The 21,785-nt window shown below is 67.8% G+C and carries 15 protein-coding genes; 6 read left to right on the forward strand and 9 right to left on the reverse strand.

Annotated features, from left to right (window positions below; translation table 11 throughout):
- Nucleotides 1–11: 11 nt before the first annotated feature.
- Nucleotides 12–3,773, reverse strand: a complete 3,762-nt coding sequence (locus BUF17_RS11580) for a YhdP family protein (protein WP_139282499.1) — start codon at nucleotides 3,771–3,773, stop codon at nucleotides 12–14.
- Between the two features lie 313 nt (nucleotides 3,774–4,086).
- On the opposite strand from BUF17_RS11580, the gene BUF17_RS11585 reads away from it, so the two are divergent.
- Together BUF17_RS11585 and BUF17_RS11590 are read left to right on the forward strand one after the other, a co-directional pair.
- Complete coding sequence (locus BUF17_RS11585) at nucleotides 4,087–4,545, forward strand: peroxiredoxin (protein ID WP_073629274.1); 459 nt, start codon at nucleotides 4,087–4,089, stop codon at nucleotides 4,543–4,545.
- The gene (locus BUF17_RS11590) at nucleotides 4,542–5,390 is read left to right on the forward strand and encodes a ferritin-like domain-containing protein (protein ID WP_073628762.1); all 849 of its coding nucleotides are present in this window, start codon (nucleotides 4,542–4,544) and stop codon (nucleotides 5,388–5,390) included. The genes BUF17_RS11585 and BUF17_RS11590 overlap by 4 nt, the downstream gene beginning before the upstream one ends.
- 16 nt (nucleotides 5,391–5,406) lie before the next feature.
- Here BUF17_RS11590 and BUF17_RS23100 read toward each other — a convergent pair whose 3' ends face one another.
- The gene (locus tag BUF17_RS23100) at nucleotides 5,407–6,093 is read right to left on the reverse strand and encodes a cell wall hydrolase (protein ID WP_084564527.1); all 687 of its coding nucleotides are present in this window, start codon (nucleotides 6,091–6,093) and stop codon (nucleotides 5,407–5,409) included.
- A gap of 207 nt (nucleotides 6,094–6,300) precedes the next feature.
- Here BUF17_RS23100 and BUF17_RS11600 point away from each other — a divergent pair, with 207 nt between their 5' ends.
- Entirely contained in the window at nucleotides 6,301–6,483 is a 183-nt protein-coding gene (locus BUF17_RS11600) for an entericidin A/B family lipoprotein (protein ID WP_073628766.1), read from the forward strand.
- A gap of 48 nt (nucleotides 6,484–6,531) precedes the next feature.
- Here BUF17_RS11600 and prfB read toward each other — a convergent pair.
- From prfB to dusB, 6 genes are all read right to left on the reverse strand, one after another.
- A protein-coding gene (gene prfB / locus BUF17_RS11605; protein WP_139282500.1) for a peptide chain release factor 2 occupies nucleotides 6,532–7,663 on the reverse strand; the annotation gives its coding sequence in 2 pieces (ribosomal slippage) (nucleotides 6,532–7,593 and nucleotides 7,595–7,663; 1,131 coding nt in all).
- Nucleotides 7,664–7,829: 166 nt separating this feature from the next.
- Nucleotides 7,830–10,304, reverse strand: coding sequence for a penicillin-binding protein 1A (locus BUF17_RS11610; RefSeq protein ID WP_073629276.1), 2,475 nt, complete (start codon nucleotides 10,302–10,304; stop codon nucleotides 7,830–7,832).
- A 381-nt stretch (nucleotides 10,305–10,685) separates the two neighbouring features.
- Nucleotides 10,686–12,002 carry an N-acetylmuramoyl-L-alanine amidase gene (locus tag BUF17_RS11615; protein WP_244530858.1) on the reverse strand — a complete coding sequence of 439 codons (1,317 nt, stop codon included), beginning with the start codon at nucleotides 12,000–12,002 and terminating at the stop codon, nucleotides 10,686–10,688.
- 228 nt (nucleotides 12,003–12,230) lie between these two features.
- Nucleotides 12,231–13,673, reverse strand: a complete 1,443-nt coding sequence (gene ntrC / locus BUF17_RS11620) for a nitrogen regulation protein NR(I) (protein WP_073628770.1) — start codon at nucleotides 13,671–13,673, stop codon at nucleotides 12,231–12,233.
- A gap of 82 nt (nucleotides 13,674–13,755) precedes the next feature.
- Nucleotides 13,756–14,940 (reverse strand): two-component system sensor histidine kinase NtrB, encoded by a 1,185-nt coding sequence (locus tag BUF17_RS11625; RefSeq protein ID WP_428977644.1) that lies wholly within the window; start codon nucleotides 14,938–14,940, stop codon nucleotides 13,756–13,758.
- Nucleotides 14,937–15,965 (reverse strand): tRNA dihydrouridine synthase DusB, encoded by a 1,029-nt coding sequence (gene dusB / locus BUF17_RS11630; RefSeq protein WP_073629282.1) that lies wholly within the window; start codon nucleotides 15,963–15,965, stop codon nucleotides 14,937–14,939. The genes BUF17_RS11625 and dusB overlap by 4 nt, the downstream gene beginning before the upstream one ends.
- A gap of 610 nt (nucleotides 15,966–16,575) precedes the next feature.
- Here dusB and BUF17_RS11635 point away from each other — a divergent pair.
- The 3 genes from BUF17_RS11635 to rnd all read left to right on the forward strand — a co-directional run bounded on the left by BUF17_RS11635 (nucleotide 16,576) and on the right by rnd (nucleotide 19,974).
- On the forward strand, nucleotides 16,576–17,826 hold the full coding sequence (locus BUF17_RS11635) for a bifunctional 2-C-methyl-D-erythritol 4-phosphate cytidylyltransferase/2-C-methyl-D-erythritol 2,4-cyclodiphosphate synthase (protein WP_073629284.1): 1,251 nt from the start codon (nucleotides 16,576–16,578) through the stop codon (nucleotides 17,824–17,826).
- Nucleotides 17,827–17,968: 142 nt separating this feature from the next.
- Nucleotides 17,969–18,466: a CinA family protein gene (locus tag BUF17_RS11640; RefSeq protein ID WP_073628772.1), complete on the forward strand. Its 498-nt coding sequence runs from the start codon at nucleotides 17,969–17,971 to the stop codon at nucleotides 18,464–18,466.
- 221 nt (nucleotides 18,467–18,687) lie between these two features.
- Nucleotides 18,688–19,974 carry a ribonuclease D gene (rnd, locus tag BUF17_RS11645; RefSeq protein ID WP_073628774.1) on the forward strand — a complete coding sequence of 429 codons (1,287 nt, stop codon included), beginning with the start codon at nucleotides 18,688–18,690 and terminating at the stop codon, nucleotides 19,972–19,974.
- A gap of 295 nt (nucleotides 19,975–20,269) precedes the next feature.
- On the opposite strand, the gene ppx is transcribed toward rnd, so the two are convergent.
- A complete protein-coding gene (ppx, locus tag BUF17_RS11650; protein ID WP_139282502.1) occupies nucleotides 20,270–21,781 on the reverse strand; it encodes an exopolyphosphatase in 1,512 nt (503 codons plus the stop codon).
- Nucleotides 21,782–21,785 lie beyond the last annotated feature (4 nt).

Below are 21,785 nucleotides of genomic sequence, written 5' to 3' on the forward strand. Positions count from 1 at the left end.
CAGCCGGCGCGTCAGTTATATTCGAAGATGCGCCTCAGGATGCCCGGCGTGACGCCCGAGATCGGATTGTAGCTGAGCGTCGGATTCGCCAGCGGCCCTTCCAGCTTGAACGTCACGCCGATCAGCCCGCCGTCACGGCCGCCGCCCAGAATCTCGCCGATGATCGGGATGCGGCCGAACAGATTGTTGATCGCGAAGATCGGAATGAAGGTGCCGGCCAGCGAGAGCTGCTGGGTCGTGAGGTTGAGCGTGCCGTTGGCGCTGCCGCCCGACGATTCCCCGCGCAGCACCGCGTCGATGATCTGCAGCACGGAGCCGTTGACGCGGAAGGTGATGTCGAGGCTCTCGAACCGGGAGGCGGCATCCGGCGGCGCCTGAACCCGCTGTCCGGCGGCCTTCTCCGCGGTCTTCTTCGCCGCCGTCGCCACCATCTCCTGCAGACCGGGATCCTGATCGACGCTGAACGACGTCACCGTGGTGGCGCCGGCTGTACCTGCGTCGGTCATGCGCGCGCGGATCTGACCATTGCCGCCGATCAGGCGCTTGTAGAGATCGAGGAAGCGGAGCACCTGCCCGGTGTCGCCCGTCGACGCGGTCAGCATGCTACCGGAATCGCCCGGCGCGATCTTGACGGCGACGCCGGCCCCGCCGGCGCCGGTCACTCCGGTGAGATCGAGCTTCGACACCGTATCGCCGGTCAGCGACGCCTTCAGCTCCACATTGTTCAGGGACGCGCTGCCGAAGCCGACGATGCGCGCGACCTTGGCATCGATCTTCAGAGGCACCTTGCCGGCGGCCTGGGACGACTTGTCCTGCCAGCCCTTCTTGAGCTGCTGGATCAACCCGCGCGCGTCGTAATTGTCGCCGGTGATGGTGATCGCATAGCCGTTGGACGACATGCGCTCGGCCCTGACCTTCAGGATATCGCCCGGCCGCAGGGAGAACTGCGAAAAATCAGCCCTTTGCAGGCCGTTCTTGCCATCGAGCGTGACGTTGCCGACGATGGAGACGCCATCCGCCGCAAGGTTGAGCCGGGACAGCGTGACGATGCCGTCCTTCTCGCTCATGTCGAATGTCGCCAGCGCGGCCACGCCCGGCCCCTTGGTCCAGCCGATGCCCGGAATGGTCAGGCTCGCCTTCTTGAGATCGATGGTGAACGACTTCGTGCCGTCGGAATTGTCGACCATCGTCGCGCCGACCGGACCGGTCAGGAGGCCGCCATAATCGAGGCCACGCGCCTTGCGGTCGGCCTCGCTGAGTTCCACCGTCACCCCGCTATGCCCGGGCGCGGCGTCGGGGCCGATGGGCTGGCTCAGATCGACCTTCGCCGCCAGTCCATCGATGTTGGCGGTTCCCTTGAGCGTCAGGTTGGTCGTATCGGCCTTGATGTCGACCGTGGCGTCCTTGATCACATGGTCCTTGATGGGGGACGAACTCGAAACGTCCTGCAGCGCCGCGTCGATCTTCCACTTGATCAGCGTGCGGTCGATGACGTTCTCCATCGGGCCGGAAAGCCAGAACGTCACCTTGGCCTGCCCGGAAACCGCGGCGGGGTCGATGCCGAGCGGCTTCATGGCGCTGATGGGTTCGTCGTCGGCGAGCGTCGCGATGCCTGCGGCTGCCCCGGAAATGGTGCCTGAGATCGTCGCATCGAGATGCCGGGTGCGCAGATCGCTCGTGACCACGGTGACGTCGGTCACGGCGAGCGGGCCGCCGCGAGCGGCCTCGGTGGTCGCGGTCGCCACCTTGGCGGTGAGGATGTTGTTGTCCATGTTCAGTGTGCCGACGCCGTTGGTGGCGATCGGCAGCTTCGGGGGAAGCTTCATGGAGGCATTCTCGAACGTCATGTCGAGATGCGCCGGGGTGGCGTCGGGTGAGACCGTCGTCGGGTCGCTGTCGAAGTCGAGCGGCGTCATCCGCAGCCGCATCGTGGCGGTCGGGATCACGCCATCGATGATGTTCTCGATGACCCATTTCCGGCCCGGCGTGACGATGAAGCTCGGCCATAACCGGATGAACATCGAATAGGCGACATTGGTGAGCTGCCCGTCGAAGCGACCGCGTGGGCCGTTCGGACCGAAGTCGAACGCGCCGGAGGCCTCGGCCCGCTGGTCGCCCGCCGTCGCCTCGATCTTGCTGAGAACGAGGCTGCGCGTCGCCGGGTCGACAGTGCCTTGCACCACCGCGCTCTGGAGGATCGCGGGATCGCCGGGGATGTCGACCGGCGCGAAACGGGCTCTCGGCAGGGTGAGGTCGAACGTCCACCGCGGATTATCGGCATCCGGCGCCCGCACCGTGCCTGCAAGCGTCACCTCCGAACCGCCGAACAGGATCGGCGACGGCGTAATGGCGATGTCGCCTTCCGCCGGGCGCCATGCGACCGCGATATCGGCACGCTGGAGAAAGGTACCGTCCTCGCCGAGGCGAATATAGCCGCCGCCGACATTGAGCGACGCCGTGAAGCCGGTTGCCTTGCCGGTCGCATCGAACCGGCCTTCCGCCTTGGGGGCGATCGTCAGGTCCTGAGAAACGAAATTGAGGCCGAGGAGCGAGGCGATGCCGACGTCTTCCGCATCGACCTTGACCACGGTGGTGCCGTTCTGGGCGATCCGCGAGAACGAGGCTGTCCATTGCTGCCGGTCCAGCATCGAGACGAGACGGCCGCGAAGCTCCCCGCCCGCAGCTGCGGCAACGGTGATGGCGGTGCTGTCGAGCACCAGCGGCGGCGCCTCGGGCTGCTGGCGCGGCACTTCCAGCCGGCCGCCGACCAGCGTGACCTGTTCCAGGCCACGGTCGTAGGCGAGCGTCGCGACACGCTCGAGACGTTCGTTCAGGAGTTCGAGCAGGGCGACCGGTTCCGGACGGCGGAACGTCGCCGGCTGCAAGACGGCGAACTTCACGTTCGGCGACTCGATGGCGATCGAATGAACCTTGAGCCCCGCCCCGACCAGGAAGGCTGTGGCATCGATATCGAACGTGATGCGCCGGATCGAGGCGTTCGCGACCGGCCCCGACATCGAGACGTCGTTGAGATACATCACCAGGCCATGCTGCCAGCCGATGGAGACCTCGGCGCTGCCTATGGCAGCCTTGCCCTCCCTGCCGACCAGCGTCTGGAGCACGGATTCCACTTCGCTGCGAAGCATGTCGACGCGGAATGGCCCGACGACGAAGGCGACAGCGAGCAGCGCCACCGGCACGCCGACGAACAGACCCGCGCAGGCACCCGAGAGGTGGAACCACATGCGGCGGCGACGGCGCCTGCGGTGGGCGTGGGCATGGGCCGAGTCCGCATGCCCATCAGCGTCGGCGCCTGCCCCTTTCGCCTTGTGGCCGGCCTTCCGGGCCTTGTGGGCCCCATGCGTGGCCTCATGGGCCTTGTTGGAAGCCTCATGCGCCTTGTGCGCTGCCTTGTGAGGCTCGTGGGCCTTGTGGCCAGCCTCATGAGGCTTGTGGGTGGCGTCGGATTTGTGGTCAGCCTCGCGCTTAATCGGCTTCACGGCGTCTTCGACGATGTTCGCAGGCTCATCGGAGGACGACGTTCCGGACCCGGGCCGTGCCGGATCGCCGGCCGACGGAGGCGCGGTTGCCGGTCCGCCGCCGTTTTCCGGTGCAGCGTTGCCGGGGCCGGCGGCGGAATCGGCAGGCGCCATCGCCGCTTCCAAAGGAGCGTCTTCGACCGAGCGCGCCGGATCGACCCGCTGCCGCGAGGCGTCGCCGCCCTTCGGTTCTTCGGGTGGCTGCTCCATCGGCCCCTTCAAGACTGTTGCCATCTGCCGAAGCCGCTTCCGGACGAAGCGATGCTCATCGGATGCACGCGGCCGGACGGCATGAAGCGCCTCGACGCTGGAAACTTGGACGCCATCGACACCCTTCGTCAACCATCGTGGACTGGAGGCATCATGTTCCCCACAGTCGCGTTCCCGACACCTAGAGCTTGAACACGCCGGCCGGCTCATGGTTCAAGCGAAAGCGGACAATTCGCCGTCCGTGCCGCGTGAACGAGGCCCCATCATGACCGCATCGAAGAAGACCGTTTCGAAGCCCGCCGAGGCGGCTGCCGCCGGCGACGACTTCATCCCCGTGGTGCTGGAACCCGGCACGGTCGCGCCGGACTTCGCCCTGCCTGCCGAAGGCGGCCCGCTCAGGCTCTCGGACCTGCGGGGCAAGCCGGTCGTGGTCTATTTCTACCCCAAGGACGATACCTCCGGCTGCACGCGCGAGGCGCTGGATTTCTCCGCGCTCACCCCCCAGTTCGCCGCCGCGGGCGCCACCGTGATCGGGATTTCGCCCGACTCCGTTGCAAGCCACACGAAATTCAAGGCGAAGCACGATCTCGCGGTCGCCCTCGCCTCCGACGAAACGACGGAAACGTGCCTCGCCTATGGCGTGTGGGCGCGGAAATCGATGTACGGGCGCAGCTACATGGGCGTCGAGCGCTCGACGTTCCTGATCGACGCCGAGGGGCGGATCGCGACGGTCTGGCGCAAAGTGAAGGTGCCCGGCCATGCCGAGGCGGTGCTGAAAGCCGTAGAGGCCCTGTGAACGCCGCGACGGAGACGCCGGCCTCGCTCGCCGCAGCCGCGCGCGGCATCGTCGCCGCGTGCGAGCCGGCAGAGAAGACCGCGCGGGCGCGTGTCGCCGCTGCCGCCTGGCGGGAGGGGCGGCTTTCGCTCGCCCGCCCGACGCTCGATCCGCCGGCGCCCGATCGTCCGGGCCGGCCGGAGCGCCCCGTGCTGCTGGCGCCGCGCGATATGCCGAAACGCTCGCTGCCGAATCGCGGCGAGGCATCGGACAAAGGCCGCATCGGGCTGCTGCATGCCCTCGCCCACATCGAACTCAACGCGGTCGATCTCGCCTGGGACATCGTCGGCCGCTTCGCGCACCTGCCGATGCCGCGCGCCTTCTATGATGACTGGGTGCGCGTCGGCACCGAGGAAGCCACGCATTTTACGCTGATCTCGGAGCGGCTGCAGCGCCTCGGCGCCGCCTATGGCGATCTGCCCGCTCATGACGGGCTGTGGCAGGCGGCGCAGGAGACCGGCCATGACCTTGCTGCCCGCCTCGCCATCGTGCCGCTGGTGCTCGAAGCGCGGGGCCTCGACGTGACGCCGCCGATGATCGAACGGGCGAAGGAGACCGGCGACGACGACACGGCTGCGATCCTGGAGATCATCTATCGGGACGAGAAGGGCCACGTCGCCATCGGCGCCAAGTGGTTCCGCTTCATCTGCGACCGCGACGGGCTGGTTCCCGAGCCGACCTTCCACACGCTCGTGCGCCGGCATTTCCGCGGCGGGCTGAAGCCGCCGTTCAACGATCGCGCCCGTTCGGAGGCCGGCCTGACACCCGGCTTCTACCGCCCGCTCGCCGTGGTGACGCGCGGCTGACGACCTGGGAAGGCGGTCAGTAAAGGCCGTCGGTCTGGGCGAGAAGGTCGTCGATCGATTGTGGCGGCGGAGGCGGCGGCAAGCCGACCGAACTGCCCGGCAGCGCCACCTGTTCCACCGGCTGCGGCGGCGGAAGGTCCGGAGCGGCCTGCGGCGTCGACGGCGGCGGCAGCGCGATCGGCATCCGGCGCTGGGACGCGACCGCGATCGAGACGGGTGCGGCGGGCCGGGTCGACGTGCGCGCCACGACCGTGGTGCCGCCGTGATAGTAGAACGCGTTGCCGCCGGCGATGGTGACGTAGTTGAGGCGCGGCCGCGGATAGCTCGTATCCGCCGTGTGGAAGTGCATCACCCCGCGCAGACCTGGATAGCGCTGCCCCGACAGCACGGCATTGGCGACCTTGGTGGCGCGGACCTTGGCCTTGCCCGTCATCGGCTTGCGAAGGACGCCAGGCGCGAACTGCTTGGGCTGGCCGACGACGCCACAGATGGAGCGGGGATAGCGGCCGGAATTGACGCGGTTCATCACCACCGTGCCGACAGCGAACATGCCGGCTTCGCTCGAGCGGTTCGATTCGAAATACATGGCGCGCGCGAGGCATTCCCGCTCGTCCATAGCGGGAAACAGGCCGCATCCGCCGAGACTTGCCGCGCCGATCACCACCCACAGGATGGCCGGAATGCGCCATCGAGACCGTTCCATGCTGCCATTGTGCCGCGCGGGGGTTAACAGCCTCTGAGTCGCAGCGGCATCGGCAGGCTTTGTCGACGGCCGGCCAACGGCAGGGTGAATCGGCGGTCAACGCCGCCCTGTCGGCCCCGCCACATCCATGTGGCGCGGATGCAACCTATCGGCGGCAGAAACATTGGTTCGGTGCAACGCTTCCAGAACCAGAGGGGCAAGAAGCCAATGTCGAGCGAGAAGACATCCACCGTTTCGTTTTCCTCCCGCCGTCGCTGGGCTGCGGCCCTGGTGCTGGTCGCCGCGGGCATCGGTCTCGCGGCCTGCGGAAACACCATCCGGGGCGCCGGCCAGGACATGAGCAACAACGGCCAGGCGATCCAGAATACCGCCAGAGACATCACGCAATAAAAAAGGGGGCGAGAGCCCCCTTCCTCATTCTCCCGGTCTAGCCCGCGCTCAGTCGATGTCGGAGACTTCCGCATCGGCGCCGCCGCCGATGCGCTTGACCAGCGCCGCTTCCATGAACGGATCGAGGTCGCCGTCCAGAACATCGTCCGGGGCGGTGCTCTCCATCCCGGTGCGCAGATCCTTCACGAGCTGATAGGGCTGCAGCACATAGGAGCGGATCTGGTGGCCCCAGCCGATGTCCGTCTTGGACGCCTGCTCGGCCATCGCCTTTTCCTCGCGCAGCTTCAGTTCGCGCTCGTAGAGCCGCGCGCGCAGCATCTGCCACGCGGTCGCGCGGTTCTTGTGCTGCGAGCGCTCGTTCTGACAGGCCACCGCGATGCCGGTCGGGATGTGGGTCAGTCGAACCGCGGAATCGGTCGTGTTGACGTGCTGTCCGCCCGAACCGGAGGAACGGTAGGTATCCGTGCGGACGTCGCTTTCATTGATCTCGATCTGGATCGAGTCGTCGACGACCGGATAGACCCACACGCTCGCGAACGACGTCTGGCGCCGGGCGTTGGCATCGAACGGCGAAATGCGCACCAGCCGATGCACGCCGGATTCCGTCTTCAGCCAGCCATAGGCGTTCTCGCCGGTAACTTCGATCGTGGCGGACTTCACGCCGGCCTGTTCGCCGGCCTGCTCCTCGATCAGCGCCACCTTGAAGCCGTGCTGTTCGGCCCAGCGGGTGTACATCCGGAGCAGCATCAGCGCCCAGTCCTGGCTTTCGGTGCCACCGGCGCCGGCGTGGACTTCGAGATAGCTGTTGTTGCCGTCCGCCTCGCCCGAAAGAAGCGCCGCGATCTGCCGCTTGGCGAGATCCGCCTTCAGCGTGCGCAACTGGCCCTCGGCGTCGTCGACCACGGACGGCTCGTCCTCGGCCTCGCCGAGTTCGATCAGCCCGACCGCGTCGTCGAGTTCCTGGGACAGCCGCGTCACCGCGGTGATCTGGGACTCGAGCCGCTGGCGCTCGCGCATCAGCTTCTGGGCCTTCTCCGGATCGTTCCAGAGATCGGGCGATTCAGCCAGGGCATTCAGTTCCAGGAGGCGCTTGTTTGCAGCATCCCAGTCAAAGATGCCTCCTCAGCAGGCTTATGGCCTGCTGGATTTCGTCGACCATGTTCTGGGCTTCCGCGCGCATTGCGGATCGATTCCTCTGTTGCGGCCGATTTTGATATCCGAGCGGAATCAAGGCCGTGCCGGGAAAAGCCATCGCCGGAGAAGCGGCTGGCGAGGTCGCGGACCATAGCCACAGGGGCCCGCCCTGTAAACCCGGCGGGCGACCGGAAAGGGACCGGCGGACGGCCTCAGTAGAGGCCGCCGGTTCCGGAATAGACGGCCTTCTCCTGCTCGGCGGTCGCCCGCTTCGGCTGGGAATCGCCGCCCATGCCGTCGATGAACGAGAACCCGCCCTCGCCCGGCGCGGTGCCCGGCTTGAACGCCTCGATGATCGCGCCGCCCGTGCCGGCCGACACGCGGCGGCCGGTGATGCGGTCGATCGGGACCAGCGTCAGGCCGTCCGGCACGCGGAAGGCGACCGCCGGCTTGTCGGCGAGGGCTTCCTTCATGAAGTTCGCGAAGATCGGCGCGGCGAGAACGCCGCCGGTGGCGCCATGGCCCATGTCGCGCGGCTGGTCGTAGCCGATGAACACGCCGGCCACGAGATCCGGCGAGAAACCGAGGAACCAGGCATCCTTGGAATCGTTGGTGGTGCCGGTCTTGCCCGCGATGGGCTTGCCGACGACCTTCACCGCCGTGCCGGTGCCGCGCTGCACCACGCCTTCCATCATCGAGGTGATCTGGTAGGCGGTCATCGGGTCGAGGATCTGCTCGGCGTTGTCGACCAGCGTCGGCTCGTCCTGGTCCTGCCAGATCTCCGCCGAGCAGCCTTCGCAGATGCGCTCGTCGTGCTTGTAGATGGTGTTGCCGAACCGGTCCTGGATGCGGTCGATCAGCGTCGGCACGACCTTCTTGCCGCCGTTCGCGATGATCGCGTAGGCGGTCGTCATGCGCAGCACGGTGGTCTCGCCCGCGCCGATGGCCATCGGCAGATAGGGCGGCAGGTTGTCGTAGATGCCGAAGCGCTTGGCATATTCAGAGACGAGCGGCATGCCGATTTCGTTGGCGAGCCGGATCGTCATCAGATTGCGCGAGCGCTCGATGCCGAGGCGGAGCGTCGAGGGACCGGCGAACTTGCCGCCGTAGTTCTTCGGGCTCCAGGTGCCGCCGTTGCCGTCGGGGAACGAGATCGGGGCGTCGAGCACCACGGTCGCCGGCGTGTAGCCGTTGTCGAGCGCGGCCGAATAGACGAACGGCTTGAACGACGAGCCGGGCTGGCGCCACGCCTGGGTGGCGCGGTTGAACTCGCTCTGGGCGTAGGAGAAGCCGCCGACGAGGGCGAGCACACGGCCGGTGTGGGGGTCCATCGCGACGAGCGCGCCGGACACTTCCGGCACCTGCCGCAGACGCCACTCGCCGTCGACGTCGCCGTCGACCTTCTCGACATAGACGACGTCGCCGACCTGCAGCATGTCGCTGAGCTTCGAGGCGGGCCGGGTCGGCTTGTCGCCCTTGCCGTCCTTCATGCGCTTCCAGGCGACGTCCTTGCGCAGGATGCGTCCGCGCTCGCGATCGGTCACCAGCCGGCCGGAGCCGTCGCGCGCGGGCTGCAGGCCGATCTCCGCTTCGTCGGCACCGACCGAGAGCACCACGGCCACGCGCCACTCCGGAACGTCGTAGAGCGCGGGAACGTCGCCGATCTTGGAGCCCCAGTCCTCGCCCGGCGTGAAGTCGACATGGGTGACCGGGCCGAGCCACGAACCGCGCGTCACGTCGAACTTCGTCAGGCCGGCGTTCAGCACGCGGCGCGCCATTTCCTGCATCTTGGGATCGAGGCTGGTGCGCACCGACAGGCCGCCGCCATAGAGCCGCTTCTCGCCATAGAGCTCCGCGATCTTGCGGCGCACTTCCTCGGCGAAATAATCGGCGGCGAACATGTGCGGGGCCGCGTCGCGGGTCATCACGTCGAGCGGCTCGGCCTTGGCCTCGGTCGCCTGGGCGGCGGTGATCATGCCGTCCTCGGCCATGCGGTCGATCACCCAGTTGCGGCGTTCGACGGCCCGGTCGTGATAGCGGAACGGATTGTAGTTGTTCGGCGCCTTCGGCAGCGCGGCGAGATAGGCCGCCTGGGCGACGGTCAGCTCCTGCACCGACTTGCCGAAATAATCGAGCGCGGCGGCGGCGACGCCGTACGAACCGCGGCCGAGATAGATCTCGTTCAGGTAGAGCTCGAGGATCTTGTCCTTCGAATAGGCCTGTTCCAGCCGGAAGGACAGGATCAGCTCCTTCAGCTTGCGCTCAATGCTGACCTCGTTGGTCAGGAAGAAGTTCTTCGCCACCTGCTGGGTGATGGTCGAGGCGCCGATGGGGCGCTTGCCGCTGCCCTGGTTGCGGTAGTTGGTGATGAGCGCGCGGATGATGCCGACCGGGTCGACGCCGGTGTGGTGGTAGAACGTCTTGTCCTCGGCGGCGAGGAACGCGTTCTTCACGAGGTCCGGGATGGTCTGGATCGGCAGGAACAGGCGACGCTCGATCGAATATTCAGCGACGAGACTGCCGTTGGAGGCATGGACGCGCGTCATCACCGGCGGCTCGTAGCGGCGCAGCGCGGTGTAGTCGGGCAGCGAAGCGGAGATGTGGGAAACGTAAAGTCCAATCGCGCCCGCGGCGATGAGCACGAGGACGATGCCGATCCCGAAGATGTATCCGATGGAACGCAGGATGAAGGTCATCGCAACGGCTCGCTACCAAAAGGGGCTCTCAGCGGCCGCGATGCACGCGCATCGGCCCTGCTCTTTTCCGGCCGTTCCGTCGCGGCCCACCCCGCCGTTCGCGCGCACGGGGAACCTGTTCGCGGCATTCCGCGCTCCGCAAAACGGCACCCTTGCAGACGACGCGCCGACTTCGCGGCTGAGTTAAGCCCCCGGCCGTCGCTTGGCAAGGCCACGGAATGCCGGGAGTTGCGCTGCGTTGCAGGATAGCAACGAACCGTCTCCATCAAAACTCCCCTTTCGCCCGCAGCGGCCGCGCACGCGATGAAAGCGTCGTGCCGTCCGATGGGTTCCGGAAGGGGAACCGCCGGTCCGGGGAATCTCGACGGACCGTCATCCACCACCGGCAGCATCCGGTTTCCGCGCAACCTGTGGCGCGAAGAAGGCGTCGATGGCATCGACCATCGCGTCGGTCGTCTTCTCCCGCCACGCGGGGTTCGTCAGGTCGGCCGTATCCTCGGCGTTGGTCAGATAGCCGAGTTCAACGAGTACCGAGGGGACGTCGTGCGCCCGCAGCACCATGAAGCCGGCGGCGCGCTGGGGGTTGACCGTGAGATGCGTCGCCTTGCCGAGGTCGGCGACGAGTTCGCCCGAAAAGCGGTGGGAGAAGTTGCGGGTTTCGCGGCGGGCGAGATCGACCAGGATGTCGGTGACGATATCCGACGTCTCCGGCAGGTCGACGCCGGCGATGATGTCCGACTTGTTCTCGAGCGCCGCGACGGCCGCCGCCTCGGCATCCGAGGCGCGGTCGGACACCGTGTAGACGGTCGCGCCGCGCACATAATCCTGCGGGGCGGAATCGGCGTGGATCGAGATGAAGAGCGCCGCCGCGTGTCCACGGGCGATCTCCACGCGCCTGCCGAGCGACAGGAACGTGTCGTCGTCCCGGGTCAGCATCACGAGGAAACGCCCGGAAGCATCGAGCTTCTCCTTGAGGCGGCGGGCGAAGGGCAGCGTGATGTCCTTCTCCTTCACGCCGCTGGGAGAGATCGCGCCGGTATCGATGCCGCCATGGCCGGGATCGAGCACGATGACGGGCAGCGCAGCGGAAGCGACGACGGGCGCGCCGCCGCCTTCGGCGTGGCTGGAGGGGCGCTCGGCCCGTGCCCTGGCGACCGCCGCGGCGAAGGCCTTCTCGCTGGTCTTCACGAGGTCGACCACGAGGCGGGCCGGCTGCCCGTCCTCTGGTGCGAGCACGAAGGACTTGTCGATCGCGACGGGGCCCGTGGTGTCGATCACGATGCGCGACTTGCCCGGCGCGATCAATCCGTAGCGCCAGCGCGCGATCAGGCCGCGACCCTCCTCGCCGGTTCCCGCCGGCAGGTCGAACCGCATCTCCGGCAGGTCGACCACCACGCGAGCCGGATCGGCGAGGGGAAAGGCGCCGAGGCGCACGGGCGCGGAGAGATCGAGCACGAGGCGGGTGCGCTCGCCATCACCGGCGATGCGCGCACCGACGGCATGAACCTCGCCCCCGCCCGATGTGCTTTGTGCCTGCGCGGCATCCTGAGCCTGCAGGGCATCCGGCGCCTGTGCCGTATCCTGCGCCGACGCCGCCTCGGCCGCGATCATGCAGGCGGCGGGTGCGAGCGACGCCGCGAGCGCGACGACGGCCAGAAGCCTCGATGCGGCGATGAAAACCCCGCGCAAGCGTTCCTCCGATTTCGAAGCCGCATTCTGAGCGGACATGACCCTGCCGGAGACGGATCGCGATCCGGCAGCGGCTCTCATTGGCCGCAGCGGGTGCCAGAGGTCAAGTCCGGCCGCTCTGCCGCCGCATCGCGACGCGCCGCCGGGGCGCTCCCCGGCCGGCATCGCGCGACAAGTCTGCGCCGGCCTTCCTAACAATCGGTTCCGGCGGCGCTGTCCCGAGCCCATCTACCGCGAGGCGCGGATGACCTGGATGTCGAGATCGCGGATCTTCTTGCGCAGTGTGTTGCGGTTGACCCCGAGGAGTTCAGCCGCCTTGATCTGGTTGCCCCGCGTCGCGGCCAGCGCCGCGCCGATCAGCGGATATTCGACGTCCTTCAGGATGCGGTGATAGAGGCCGGGCGGCGGCAGGTCGTCGCCGAACTCGGAGAAATAGTCCGTGAGGTGGCGCTCGACCGCGGCCGAAAGGGTCTCATCGTTCGAGGGCACATCGCTGGTCTGGTTCGGCTGCGGCGGCTCCAGCTCGGAATCGATCAGGTTCGCGGTGATCACGTCCTGCGGATAGAGCGCCGTCAGGCGGCGGACGAGATTTTCGAGCTCTCGCACATTGCCGGGCCAGCGGTAATGCTTCAGCCGCTCCAGGGCATCGGTCTCGATCTGCTTGGAGGGAAGCCCCTCCTTCTCGCTCTGGGTGAAGAAGTGGCGGACGAGATCGGGGATGTCCTCCGACCGTTCGCGCAGCGGCGGCAGCCGGATCGGCACCACGTTGAGGCGGAAGAACAGATCCTCGCGGAACAGACCCTGGTTGATCAGGGTGCGCAGGTCCTTGTTGGTGGCGGCGACGATGCGGACGTTGGTGCGGATTGGGGTGCGGCCGCCGACCGTGGTGTACTCGCCCTGCTGGAGCACGCGCAGCAGCCGCGTCTGGGCTTCCATCGGCATGTCACCGATCTCGTCCAGGAACAGCGTGCCGCCCTCGGCCTGTTCGAACCGGCCGACATTGCGGCTGGAGGCACCGGTAAACGCGCCCTTCTCGTGGCCGAACAGCTCCGACTCGATCAGGTCGCGCGGGATCGCCGCCATGTTGATGGCGACGAACGGGCCGTTGCGGCGCTTGCCGTAATCGTGCAGCGCGCGGGCCACCAGTTCCTTGCCGGTGCCGCTCTCGCCCATGATCATGACCGTGAGATCGGTCTGCATCAGACGGGCGAGGATGCGGTAGATATCCTGCATCGCCGGCGAGCGGCCGACGAGCGGCATGTTCTCGCCCACGTCCTCCGCGGACATCAGGTTGCGGCGCGCCTTGGGCTCGGCGAGCGCACGGCCGACGATGGAGATCAACTCCTTCAGATCGAAGGGTTTGGGCAGATATTCATAGGCGCCGCGCTCCGAGGCACGGATCGCGGTCATGAAGGTATTCTGCGCGCTCATGACCACGACCGGAAGCTCCGGGCGGATCTTCTTGATGCGCGGCAGCAGGTCGAACGCGCTCTCGTCCGGCATCACCACGTCGGTGATGACGAGATCGCCCTCGCCCTGTGCCACCCAGCGCCAGAGCGTGGCCGCGTTGGAGGTGAGCCGCACTTCATAGCCGGCGCGGGAAAGCGCCTGGTTGAGCACGGTCCTGATGGCGGAGTCGTCGTCCGCGACGAGGATCTTGCCGTTCGACATACTTGAGCGCCCGCGCGGGCCTCCTCGCTGGAGCACCGGCCGTCCGCATCCGCGGCGCGGCCGGCCAGGTCATTCTACGGCTTCAGCCGCCGGTATCGCCGTGGTTCACGGCGACCGGCTTGCCGCCCGTGGCGGTGAAAGCAGGCATCAGCACCCGGAACACAGTGCGCCGAGGCTGGGATTCGCATTCGATGACGCCGCCGTGGTCGCCGACGATCTTGGCCACGAGAGCGAGGCCGAGGCCGGTACCGTTGGGCTTCGTCGTCACGAACGGATCGAACAGGTGCGGCAGCAGATCCGGCGGCACGCCGGGGCCGTTGTCGCGCACGCAGAATTCAAGCGGCAGGCTGACCTTCTGGCGGCTGCCGGGCACCGAAAGCCGCACGCCGGGGCGGAAAGCCGTCGACAGCACGATCTCGCCGTCCGGGTCCGGCCCGATCGCTTCCGCGGCATTCTTCAGGAGATTGAGGAACACCTGGATGAGCTGGTCGCGGTTGGCATGGACCGGCGGCAGCGAGGGATCGAACTCCGCCACGATGCGGATGTTGCGGGCGAAGCCGGACAGCGCAATGCGCTTCACGTGGTCCAGCACGACGTGGATGTTGACCGGCTCGCGCTCGATCGGCCGCTCGTCGGAGAAGACCTCCATGCGGTCGACCAGCTTCTTGATGCGGTCGGCCTCGTCGGTGATGAGCTGGGTCAGCGCGCGGTCTTCCTCGCTGACCGTCGGCTCCAGAAGCTGCGCCGCGCCACGGATGCCGGACAGCGGATTGCGGATCTCGTGGGCGAGCATCGCCGCCAGCCCCGTTACCGTCCGCGCCGCGCCGCGCGAGGTGAGCTGACGGTCGATCTTGTCGGCCATGGAGCGTTCCTGGAGCATCACCACCACCGCACCCGGCCGTTCCGGCAGCGGCGAGGCGTAGATGTCCACGACGCGGTCGATACCGATCCGCGGTGTGCCGATATCGACCTTGTATTCGGTGACGGGCGCACCGCGATCCCGAACCTGCTCGATGAGGGCGACCAGCGGGCTGCCGAACGGAATGACATCGGCGATGGTGTGTCGCGACAGCACGAGCTCGCTCGCCTGGAAGAATTCCTCCGCGGCATCGTTGGCGACGCGGATGATGCCGTCGTGGTCGACCAGCACCATCGGATGGGGAAGCGCGTCGAGCAGCGCACTGCCGAGATCGTCGGCGAGCGACTTGCCGCCGACCTTCTGGATGCCGCCCGCCTTCTGGCCGCCCGCCGGCTTCGACTTCATCATGCCGCCATCCTCGTCTGCGGCACGGCCTCGAACCACTCGGTGACCAGGGCCATCACCTCTCTCGGGGTTTCGCTCGTCATGATGCGCCGGCGCAGAGAGGCCGCGTCCGGCGCTTCGGAAGGAACATGGTCCAGCGTCCACGCGACGTGCTTGCGCGCCATCCTGAGGCCGATGTCCTGGCCGTGATGAGCCAGCATCGCATCGTACTGCTCCGCCAGCAGGTCGCGCTTCTCGGCACCGTCCGGCCCGCTCCAGACTTCGCCGGTCGCGAGATAACGGGCGACGGCGCCCGGAAACCACGGCCGCCCGCAGGCGCCGCGGCCGATCATCACCGCATCGGCGCCCGAGGCTTCCAGCATGGCGTCGACGTCCTCGACGCGGACGAGATCGCCATTGGCAACGACGGGGATGGACACGGCTTCCTTCACCGCCCGGATCGCGGCCCAGTCGGCGGTGCCCTTGTAGAACTGGCTGCGGGTGCGGCCGTGCACCGTGACCATGGCGACGCCGGCGCTCTCGGCGCGGCGGGCGATCGCCGGTGCGTTCAGGCTGTCGAAATCCCAGCCGAGGCGCATCTTGACCGTGACGGGCACGGAGACGGCGCCCACCACCGCCTCGATGAGGGAAAGGGCATGGTCCGGCTCGCGCATCAGCGCCGAACCGGACCAGCCGTTGACGACGCGCTTCGCCGGGCACCCCATGTTGATGTCGATGATCTTCGCGCCGCCCGCCTCCGCTATGCGCGCACCTTCGGCCATCACGCCGGCCTCGCAGCCGGCAAGCTGCACCACATGCGGCTCGACATCGCCCGCCATGGCGCGGATCAGCATCTCGCGGTTGCCGGTGGCGAGAGATTCGCCGGCCACCATCTCCGACACGACGAGGCCGGCGCCATACCGCGCCGCGATCCGCCGCATCGGCAGATCGGTGATGCCGGCCATCGGCGCGAGGAAGGCGCGTGCGCGCACGTCCACCGAACCGATCTTAAGAGCGCCGTCGCTCCCGTGCCGCAAACCGATCTCCATCGTTGCCTTGTCCGCCGCCGACAGGTGCCCGCAGGACAGGCCCGAAAACCCGCCTCGGCCACCCGCCTTGAACCCCGTCACACCCCCGCCCGGCATCACCCGGGCCTGCATCTCGACAAGGACGCCGGGCCGGACCATATGCCGCCCGAATGTCCATTTCGTCCGCCGCCCGGGATATACACGGCGACGCCCTCCGGAGCCGAGAAAATCGGACGGCGTTCTTGCAGTGCAGCGTCCCGCGGGGGCGGCAAGCCGATGCCTAAGTGCTAAGCATTGCGGCTCGTTGCCCATATTCTAGACACTCCGTAGGCCCCGGCAAGAGTCTTTGCAAGACATTTGGTAAGACATTTGGCGACACGTTCGCGGAATGTGCCGTTCTCCCGCGCAACTTTGAACACGAGGTGCCGCACAGCGGGATGACGGCAGGGCCCCGCCGCGCCTCCGCAGCGCGGCATGAGTTGCGGCAAGACAGGCAGCTTGCCCTGCCGATCCGCGCCGCGCGCGGGCCTGCGCGCTGCGATCCCCCCTTGTGACCGGAGAGTTGCAATCGTAAACCGGCCGCGGACGAAGCACGGACGAAGATGCAATGGCGCTGAACGAACGGAACGGCATGAGCGGTCGGGACGACCGATCCGCGGGGGCCGCTCCCGGCAAACCGGGCGTGCCCACGGTCGCCGTCGTGGTGGTGGCCGCCGGACGCGGCACGCGCGCCATGCGCCCGGACGACAACACGCCGAAGCAGTTCGTGCCGATCGCCGGCCGCGCCGTCATCGCCAAGACGCTGGCCGGCTTCAGCGCCCATCCGCGCGTGGCCCGCACCCTCGCCGTCATCCACCGCGACGACGGCGGCGTGTTCGCGGATGCCGTCGCCGGCATCGAGGGGCTCGACACGCCGGAGCCCGGGGGCGCCACCCGGCAGATCTCCGTGCTGGCGGGTCTTGAGCGGCTGGCACGCGACAACCCGCCCGACCTCGTGCTCATTCACGACGGCGTGCGGCCGTTCTGCAGCGCCGCGGTCGTCGACCGCGTGATCGACGCGCTCGGCTCCGCCGACGGCGCCCTTGCCGCGCTGCCGGTTGCCGATACCATGAAGCGGGTGGACGATCGCGGCCGCATCGTCGACACCGTGCCGCGAACGGCGCTGTGGGCCGCGCAGACCCCCCAGGGGTTCCGGTTTCCGGCAATCCTGGAGGCCCACCGGCGCGCTGCGGCGGCCGGGAAGACCGAACTGACGGACGACGCCGCCGTGGCGGAATGGGCAGGGCTGGAGGTCGTGGTGGTCAACGGCGATTCCGCGAACGTGAAGATCACCACCGCCGACGATCTTTCCAAGGCGGATGCCAAGCTGACTCTGGAGCGATGGCTTGCGCTCGCCGATGTGCGCGTCGGCACCGGCTTCGACGTGCATGTGTTCGGGCCGGGCAGCTTCGTTACCCTGGGCGGTATCGAGATTCCCCACACCCACGGACTGGTGGGCCATTCCGACGCCGACGTGGTGCTCCACGCGCTCACCGACGCGCTGCTCGGCACCATCGGCGACGGCGACATCGGCCAGCACTTCCCGCCCTCCGACCCGAAATGGCGCGGGGCGGCGTCCAGCCTGTTCCTGGAGGACGCTGTGAGGCGCATCCGCGAGCGCGGCGGCGAGATCGCCCAGCTCGATGCGACCGTGGTCTGCGAGGTGCCGCGTATCGGCCCGCATCGCGACGCCATGCGCGCCCGCATCGCCGAGGTCGCCGGCATCGCCCTCGATCGCGTGGGCATCAAGGCGACGACCAGCGAGGGCCTCGGCTTCACCGGGAGGCGCGAGGGCATCGTCGCCATGGCGACGGCGACCGTGCGGCTGCCGCTCGGGCGCTGACGCCTTCCCGATTCCGCAGATCTTTAACGTTCGCACTGAAGTCCTTGATCTGCGGACATATCGTGCCGATTATCGCCTCACACGCGGGGCGTGGCGGGGTGCACAGCGCCGCCGACCTCCCGCAACGGAGAGGCCGCCCGCGATGACCGATCTTTCCCCCCTCGCCGCACCCGCCCGCGCGTTGCTCGACCGCTGCCGCGCGCAAGGCCTGATGATCGCCACGGCCGAATCGTGCACCGGCGGCCTGATCGCGGCCGTACTGACCGAGATCGCGGGATCGTCGGATGTGGTGGAGCGCGGCTTCGTCACCTATTCGAACGCCGCCAAGACGGAGTTGATCGGCGTGCCCGCCGAGCTGATCGAGGACCACGGCGCGGTGAGTCGCGAGGTCGCGGTGGCGATGGCCGCCGGGGCGCTCGCCCATTCCCGCGCGGACCTCGCCGTGGCGGTCACCGGCATCGCCGGGCCGGGCGGCGGCACGCCCGCCAAGCCGGTCGGCCTCGTGCATCTCGCGGCTGCGCGGCGCGACGGAGCCGGTCTTCACGAGGAAGCCCGCTACGGCGAACGGGGACGCGCGGAGGTGCGGCTCGCCACCGTGCGCGATGCGCTGCGCTTGCTCGACAAGCTCGCAGGCGCTTGACTGAAGGCTCCGTCGGTCGGCGCGAATCACGTCACCGGCGGAAACGCCATCGGTACTTTGATTTTTTCGATTTCGAACTCTTGAGCATATTCTAAGCCATACAGATCAATTCGACCTGAATGGAATATGTTCTAGGATTAGCCAAGCGAATCGCCGCACTCCCTGTCGCCTTCGACCCGAGGCGGCCCGCCGGCGACAACACCGGACCGGCGCGCGACGATATGGTTTCGACGATCATCACCACCACGGATCTTGCCGACGCCTGCAAAAGGCTGGCCGCACACCCCTTCATCACAGTCGATACCGAGTTCCTGCGGGAGACGACGTTCTGGCCGAAGCTCTGTCTGGTGCAGGTGGCGAGCCCGGACGAGGCCGTTTTGATCGACACGCTGGCGCCCGATCTGGATCTCACGCCTCTGTTCGAGCTGATGGCGAACCGGAATGTGCTCAAGGTGTTCCATGCCGCCCGGCAGGACGTCGAGATCTTCTACCATCTCTCAGGCGCCATTCCCGAGCCGCTGTTCGACACCCAGGTCGCGGCGATGGTCTGCGGCTTCGGCGATTCGATCTCCTACGACCAGCTCGTCGGCAAGATCACCGGCGTTCCGATCGACAAGTCGATGCGCTTCACCGACTGGGCGCAGCGGCCGCTTTCGGATGTGCAGCTCGCCTACGCGCTCGCCGACGTGACTCATCTGCGCGACGTCTACCGCCATCTCGTCCAGATTCTGGAGAAGAAGGGACGCGCCGCCTGGGTGGCGGAAGAGATGGCGGTGCTGACATCGCCGGAGACCTATCAGGTCGAGCCTGAACGGGCGTGGACGCGCCTCAAGATGCGCGTGAAGAAATCATCGGAACTCGCTATTTTAAAAGAACTTGCGGCCTGGCGTGAGCGCGAGGCGCAGAGCCGGGACGTGCCGCGCGGCCGTATTCTCAAAGACGATGCGATCTACGAGATCGCTGCGCGCCAGCCGCGTGACGTCGCTGCGCTCGGCTCGCTGAGGGCGATGCCGCGGGGCTTCGAACGTTCGCGCACCGGGGCCGACATCCTCGCCGCCGTGAACCGGGCGCTGTCGCTGCCGGCCGAGGAGATGCCGCGGATCCCCTCCGGCAAGCCGACGCCGGAGGGATCGTCCGCGGCCACGGAACTCCTCAAGGTGCTGCTGCGGCTGATCGCCGAGCAGAACGGGGTGGCTGCCAAGGTGATCGCGACCGTCGACGATCTCGAGGCGATCTCGGCCGAAGGCGAGGACGCCGATGTCGAGGCTCTGAAGGGCTGGCGCCGGGAGATGTTCGGCGAGGCCGCGCTCGACCTCAAGGCGGGCCGGCTGGCGCTCGGCTTCGACGGCCGTCGTATCACGATCCTCCCGCTCGAAGAGGCGATCGCCGTGCCCTCGGCCGGCGGCGCACGCAAGCCGCGCCGTCGGCGGCGTGGCCGCGGCGGCGATACACAGACTTCGCCCGAAGACGTGTCCGTGACGGAAGACGCAGCGATTTCGGAAGGCTGAACGTCCGGAAGGCCCAACGGGGCGTCGCACCGGCGCGCCGCAGTCGCCACCGAAAGCCGGGGCGTCCCGCCGCCCGGAGAAACGTTCGTATGCCGGGAGATGCCGGCCGCGCGAGGCGGCCGGCAAGGCATTGTTGTCCAAGAAAATGCTGGCGTCGCCGGGTCGCCCAAGGGGCGATCATCAAGGGCCAATCATCCGCGGCCGATCACGAAGCGCCCATCACCGTGGCAAGGTCACCCAAGCCCCGGTGACCCAAGCCCAGTTCACGGATGCACAAGTCGCCGGCTACCGCCGATCAGGGGTCGATCACCACCATCGAACTCATGCCGGCAAGGCGGGCGAGCTGGTCGAGCCGCTTGCGGACGATCTCTCCATCAAGGGCCGCGAACTCGGCGGGGATGCGCAGCAGCATCCGCTCAGAACTGGCGTCGACGCGGATGCGGTTGATCACGCCGGGGGCTGTGGCGGTGAGCACCGAGGCCAGGCGCAACGCGGCACCGAGGCAACGGGCGCGCTCCTTCAGCCGCGTCGAGACCAGTTCCCGCAGGCGCGGGCTCAGGGCATCGTCGACGAGCCCGAAGTGGCGGAAATAGACCGCCATGGCGAGATAGGCGCGGCCATGATGGTCGACACCGGTGAACGAGGCGTTGGAAATCAGCGCCAGGCTCTGTTCGCCGCGATAATCCGGATGAGCGCGCCAGCCGATATCGGAGAGGAGGCATGCCGCGATGCGCAGGCGCCGCTCCTCCGCCGTCTCGGCGAGACCCATCGCCTCGAAGACGTGGCCGGTCCATTCGCCGAGTTCAGTGGCAAGACGCGGCGAGCGCGAGCGCAGCAGCGAAAGCTCCTCGCACGCGGCGAGAAGCGGATCCCGCTTGCGCTCCCGGTCGTCGAGCCGCTCGTAGAGCAGGCCTTCGCGAATGCCGAGAGCGGAAATGATCACCGATTTCGGCCGCGCCGCCAGAATGATCTGCGACAGCACGACGGCGCCGAACGGCAGCAGCGAGCGGCGCTGCCGCGAGACGACCTCGACCGAATCGATGGTCTCGATGGTGCCGCGCGCCACGGCACGGCAGAACTCCAGCGCCTCCCCGGCGGGGATGGAATACTGGTGCATCACATGCAGCGGATAGCCCGTCTGGAACATGTGCAGGCGCGCGAGCGAGCGCCACGTGCCGCCCACCGCGTAGAAATCCCGGCCCTGCTTCTTGGACAGGATCTCGTTGGCGGTCAGTACCTCGCTGGCGATCTTCTCGGCCTTGCGGACGGAGCCGTCGGAGGCCTCCTGCAGGCGCAGGCCGCCGAGCGGAAATGTACGCCCGACACTGATCTCGTGGCCGCGCACCTCGACGAGTTCGAGGCTGCCGCCGCCAAGGTCACCGACGATGCCGTTCGGCTTCCAGATGCCGGAGATGATACCGAGCGCCGAGCGCCGCGCTTCTTCGGCGCCTGACAGGATCTCGACCGTCACGCCGGTCAGCCGCTCGACCTCGGCGATGAATTCCGGCCCGTTGGAGGCATCGCGGGAGGCGGCGGTGGCGATGACGTCGAGGGTGCGAACCTCCATCATGTCGCACAGCGCACGGAACCGGCCGACCGCCGACAGCGCCAGCTCGACGGCGTCATCCTGCAGGCGACCGGTCTTGGCGATGCCCCGGCCGAGGCCGGCAAGCACCTTTTCGTTGAACAGCACCGTCGGAGAGCGCGACAACCGTTCGTAGATGACGAGACGGACCGAGTTCGACCCGATATCGATGACGGCAATCGGCCCGAAGCCGGGAAGTCGGCCGGGGGCGAGTTCTACCATCTGA

The sequence above is a fragment of the Pseudoxanthobacter soli DSM 19599 genome (genome assembly GCF_900148505.1).
Lineage (GTDB): Bacteria > Pseudomonadota > Alphaproteobacteria > Rhizobiales > Segnochrobactraceae > Pseudoxanthobacter > Pseudoxanthobacter soli.

Excerpts from the sequence above, each read along its gene's own strand:
- ppx (WP_139282502.1), bottom strand. The coding sequence starts at position 21,781 with ATGGTAGAACTCGCCCCCGGCCGACTTCCCGGCTTCGGGCCGATTGCC.
- BUF17_RS11600 (WP_073628766.1), top strand. The coding sequence starts at position 6,301 with ATGTCGAGCGAGAAGACATCCACCGTTTCGTTTTCCTCCCGCCGTCGC.
- ntrC (WP_073628770.1), bottom strand. The coding sequence starts at position 13,673 with ATGTCGAACGGCAAGATCCTCGTCGCGGACGACGACTCCGCCATCAGG.
- BUF17_RS23100 (WP_084564527.1), bottom strand. The coding sequence starts at position 6,093 with ATGGAACGGTCTCGATGGCGCATTCCGGCCATCCTGTGGGTGGTGATC.
- BUF17_RS11625 (WP_428977644.1), bottom strand. The coding sequence starts at position 14,940 with ATGATGAAGTCGAAGCCGGCGGGCGGCCAGAAGGCGGGCGGCATCCAG.
- dusB (WP_073629282.1), bottom strand. The coding sequence starts at position 15,965 with ATGGAGATCGGTTTGCGGCACGGGAGCGACGGCGCTCTTAAGATCGGT.
- BUF17_RS11580 (WP_139282499.1), bottom strand. The coding sequence starts at position 3,773 with ATGGCAACAGTCTTGAAGGGGCCGATGGAGCAGCCACCCGAAGAACCG.
- BUF17_RS11635 (WP_073629284.1), top strand. The coding sequence starts at position 16,576 with ATGAGCGGTCGGGACGACCGATCCGCGGGGGCCGCTCCCGGCAAACCG.
- rnd (WP_073628774.1), top strand. The coding sequence starts at position 18,688 with ATGGTTTCGACGATCATCACCACCACGGATCTTGCCGACGCCTGCAAA.
- BUF17_RS11640 (WP_073628772.1), top strand. The coding sequence starts at position 17,969 with ATGACCGATCTTTCCCCCCTCGCCGCACCCGCCCGCGCGTTGCTCGAC.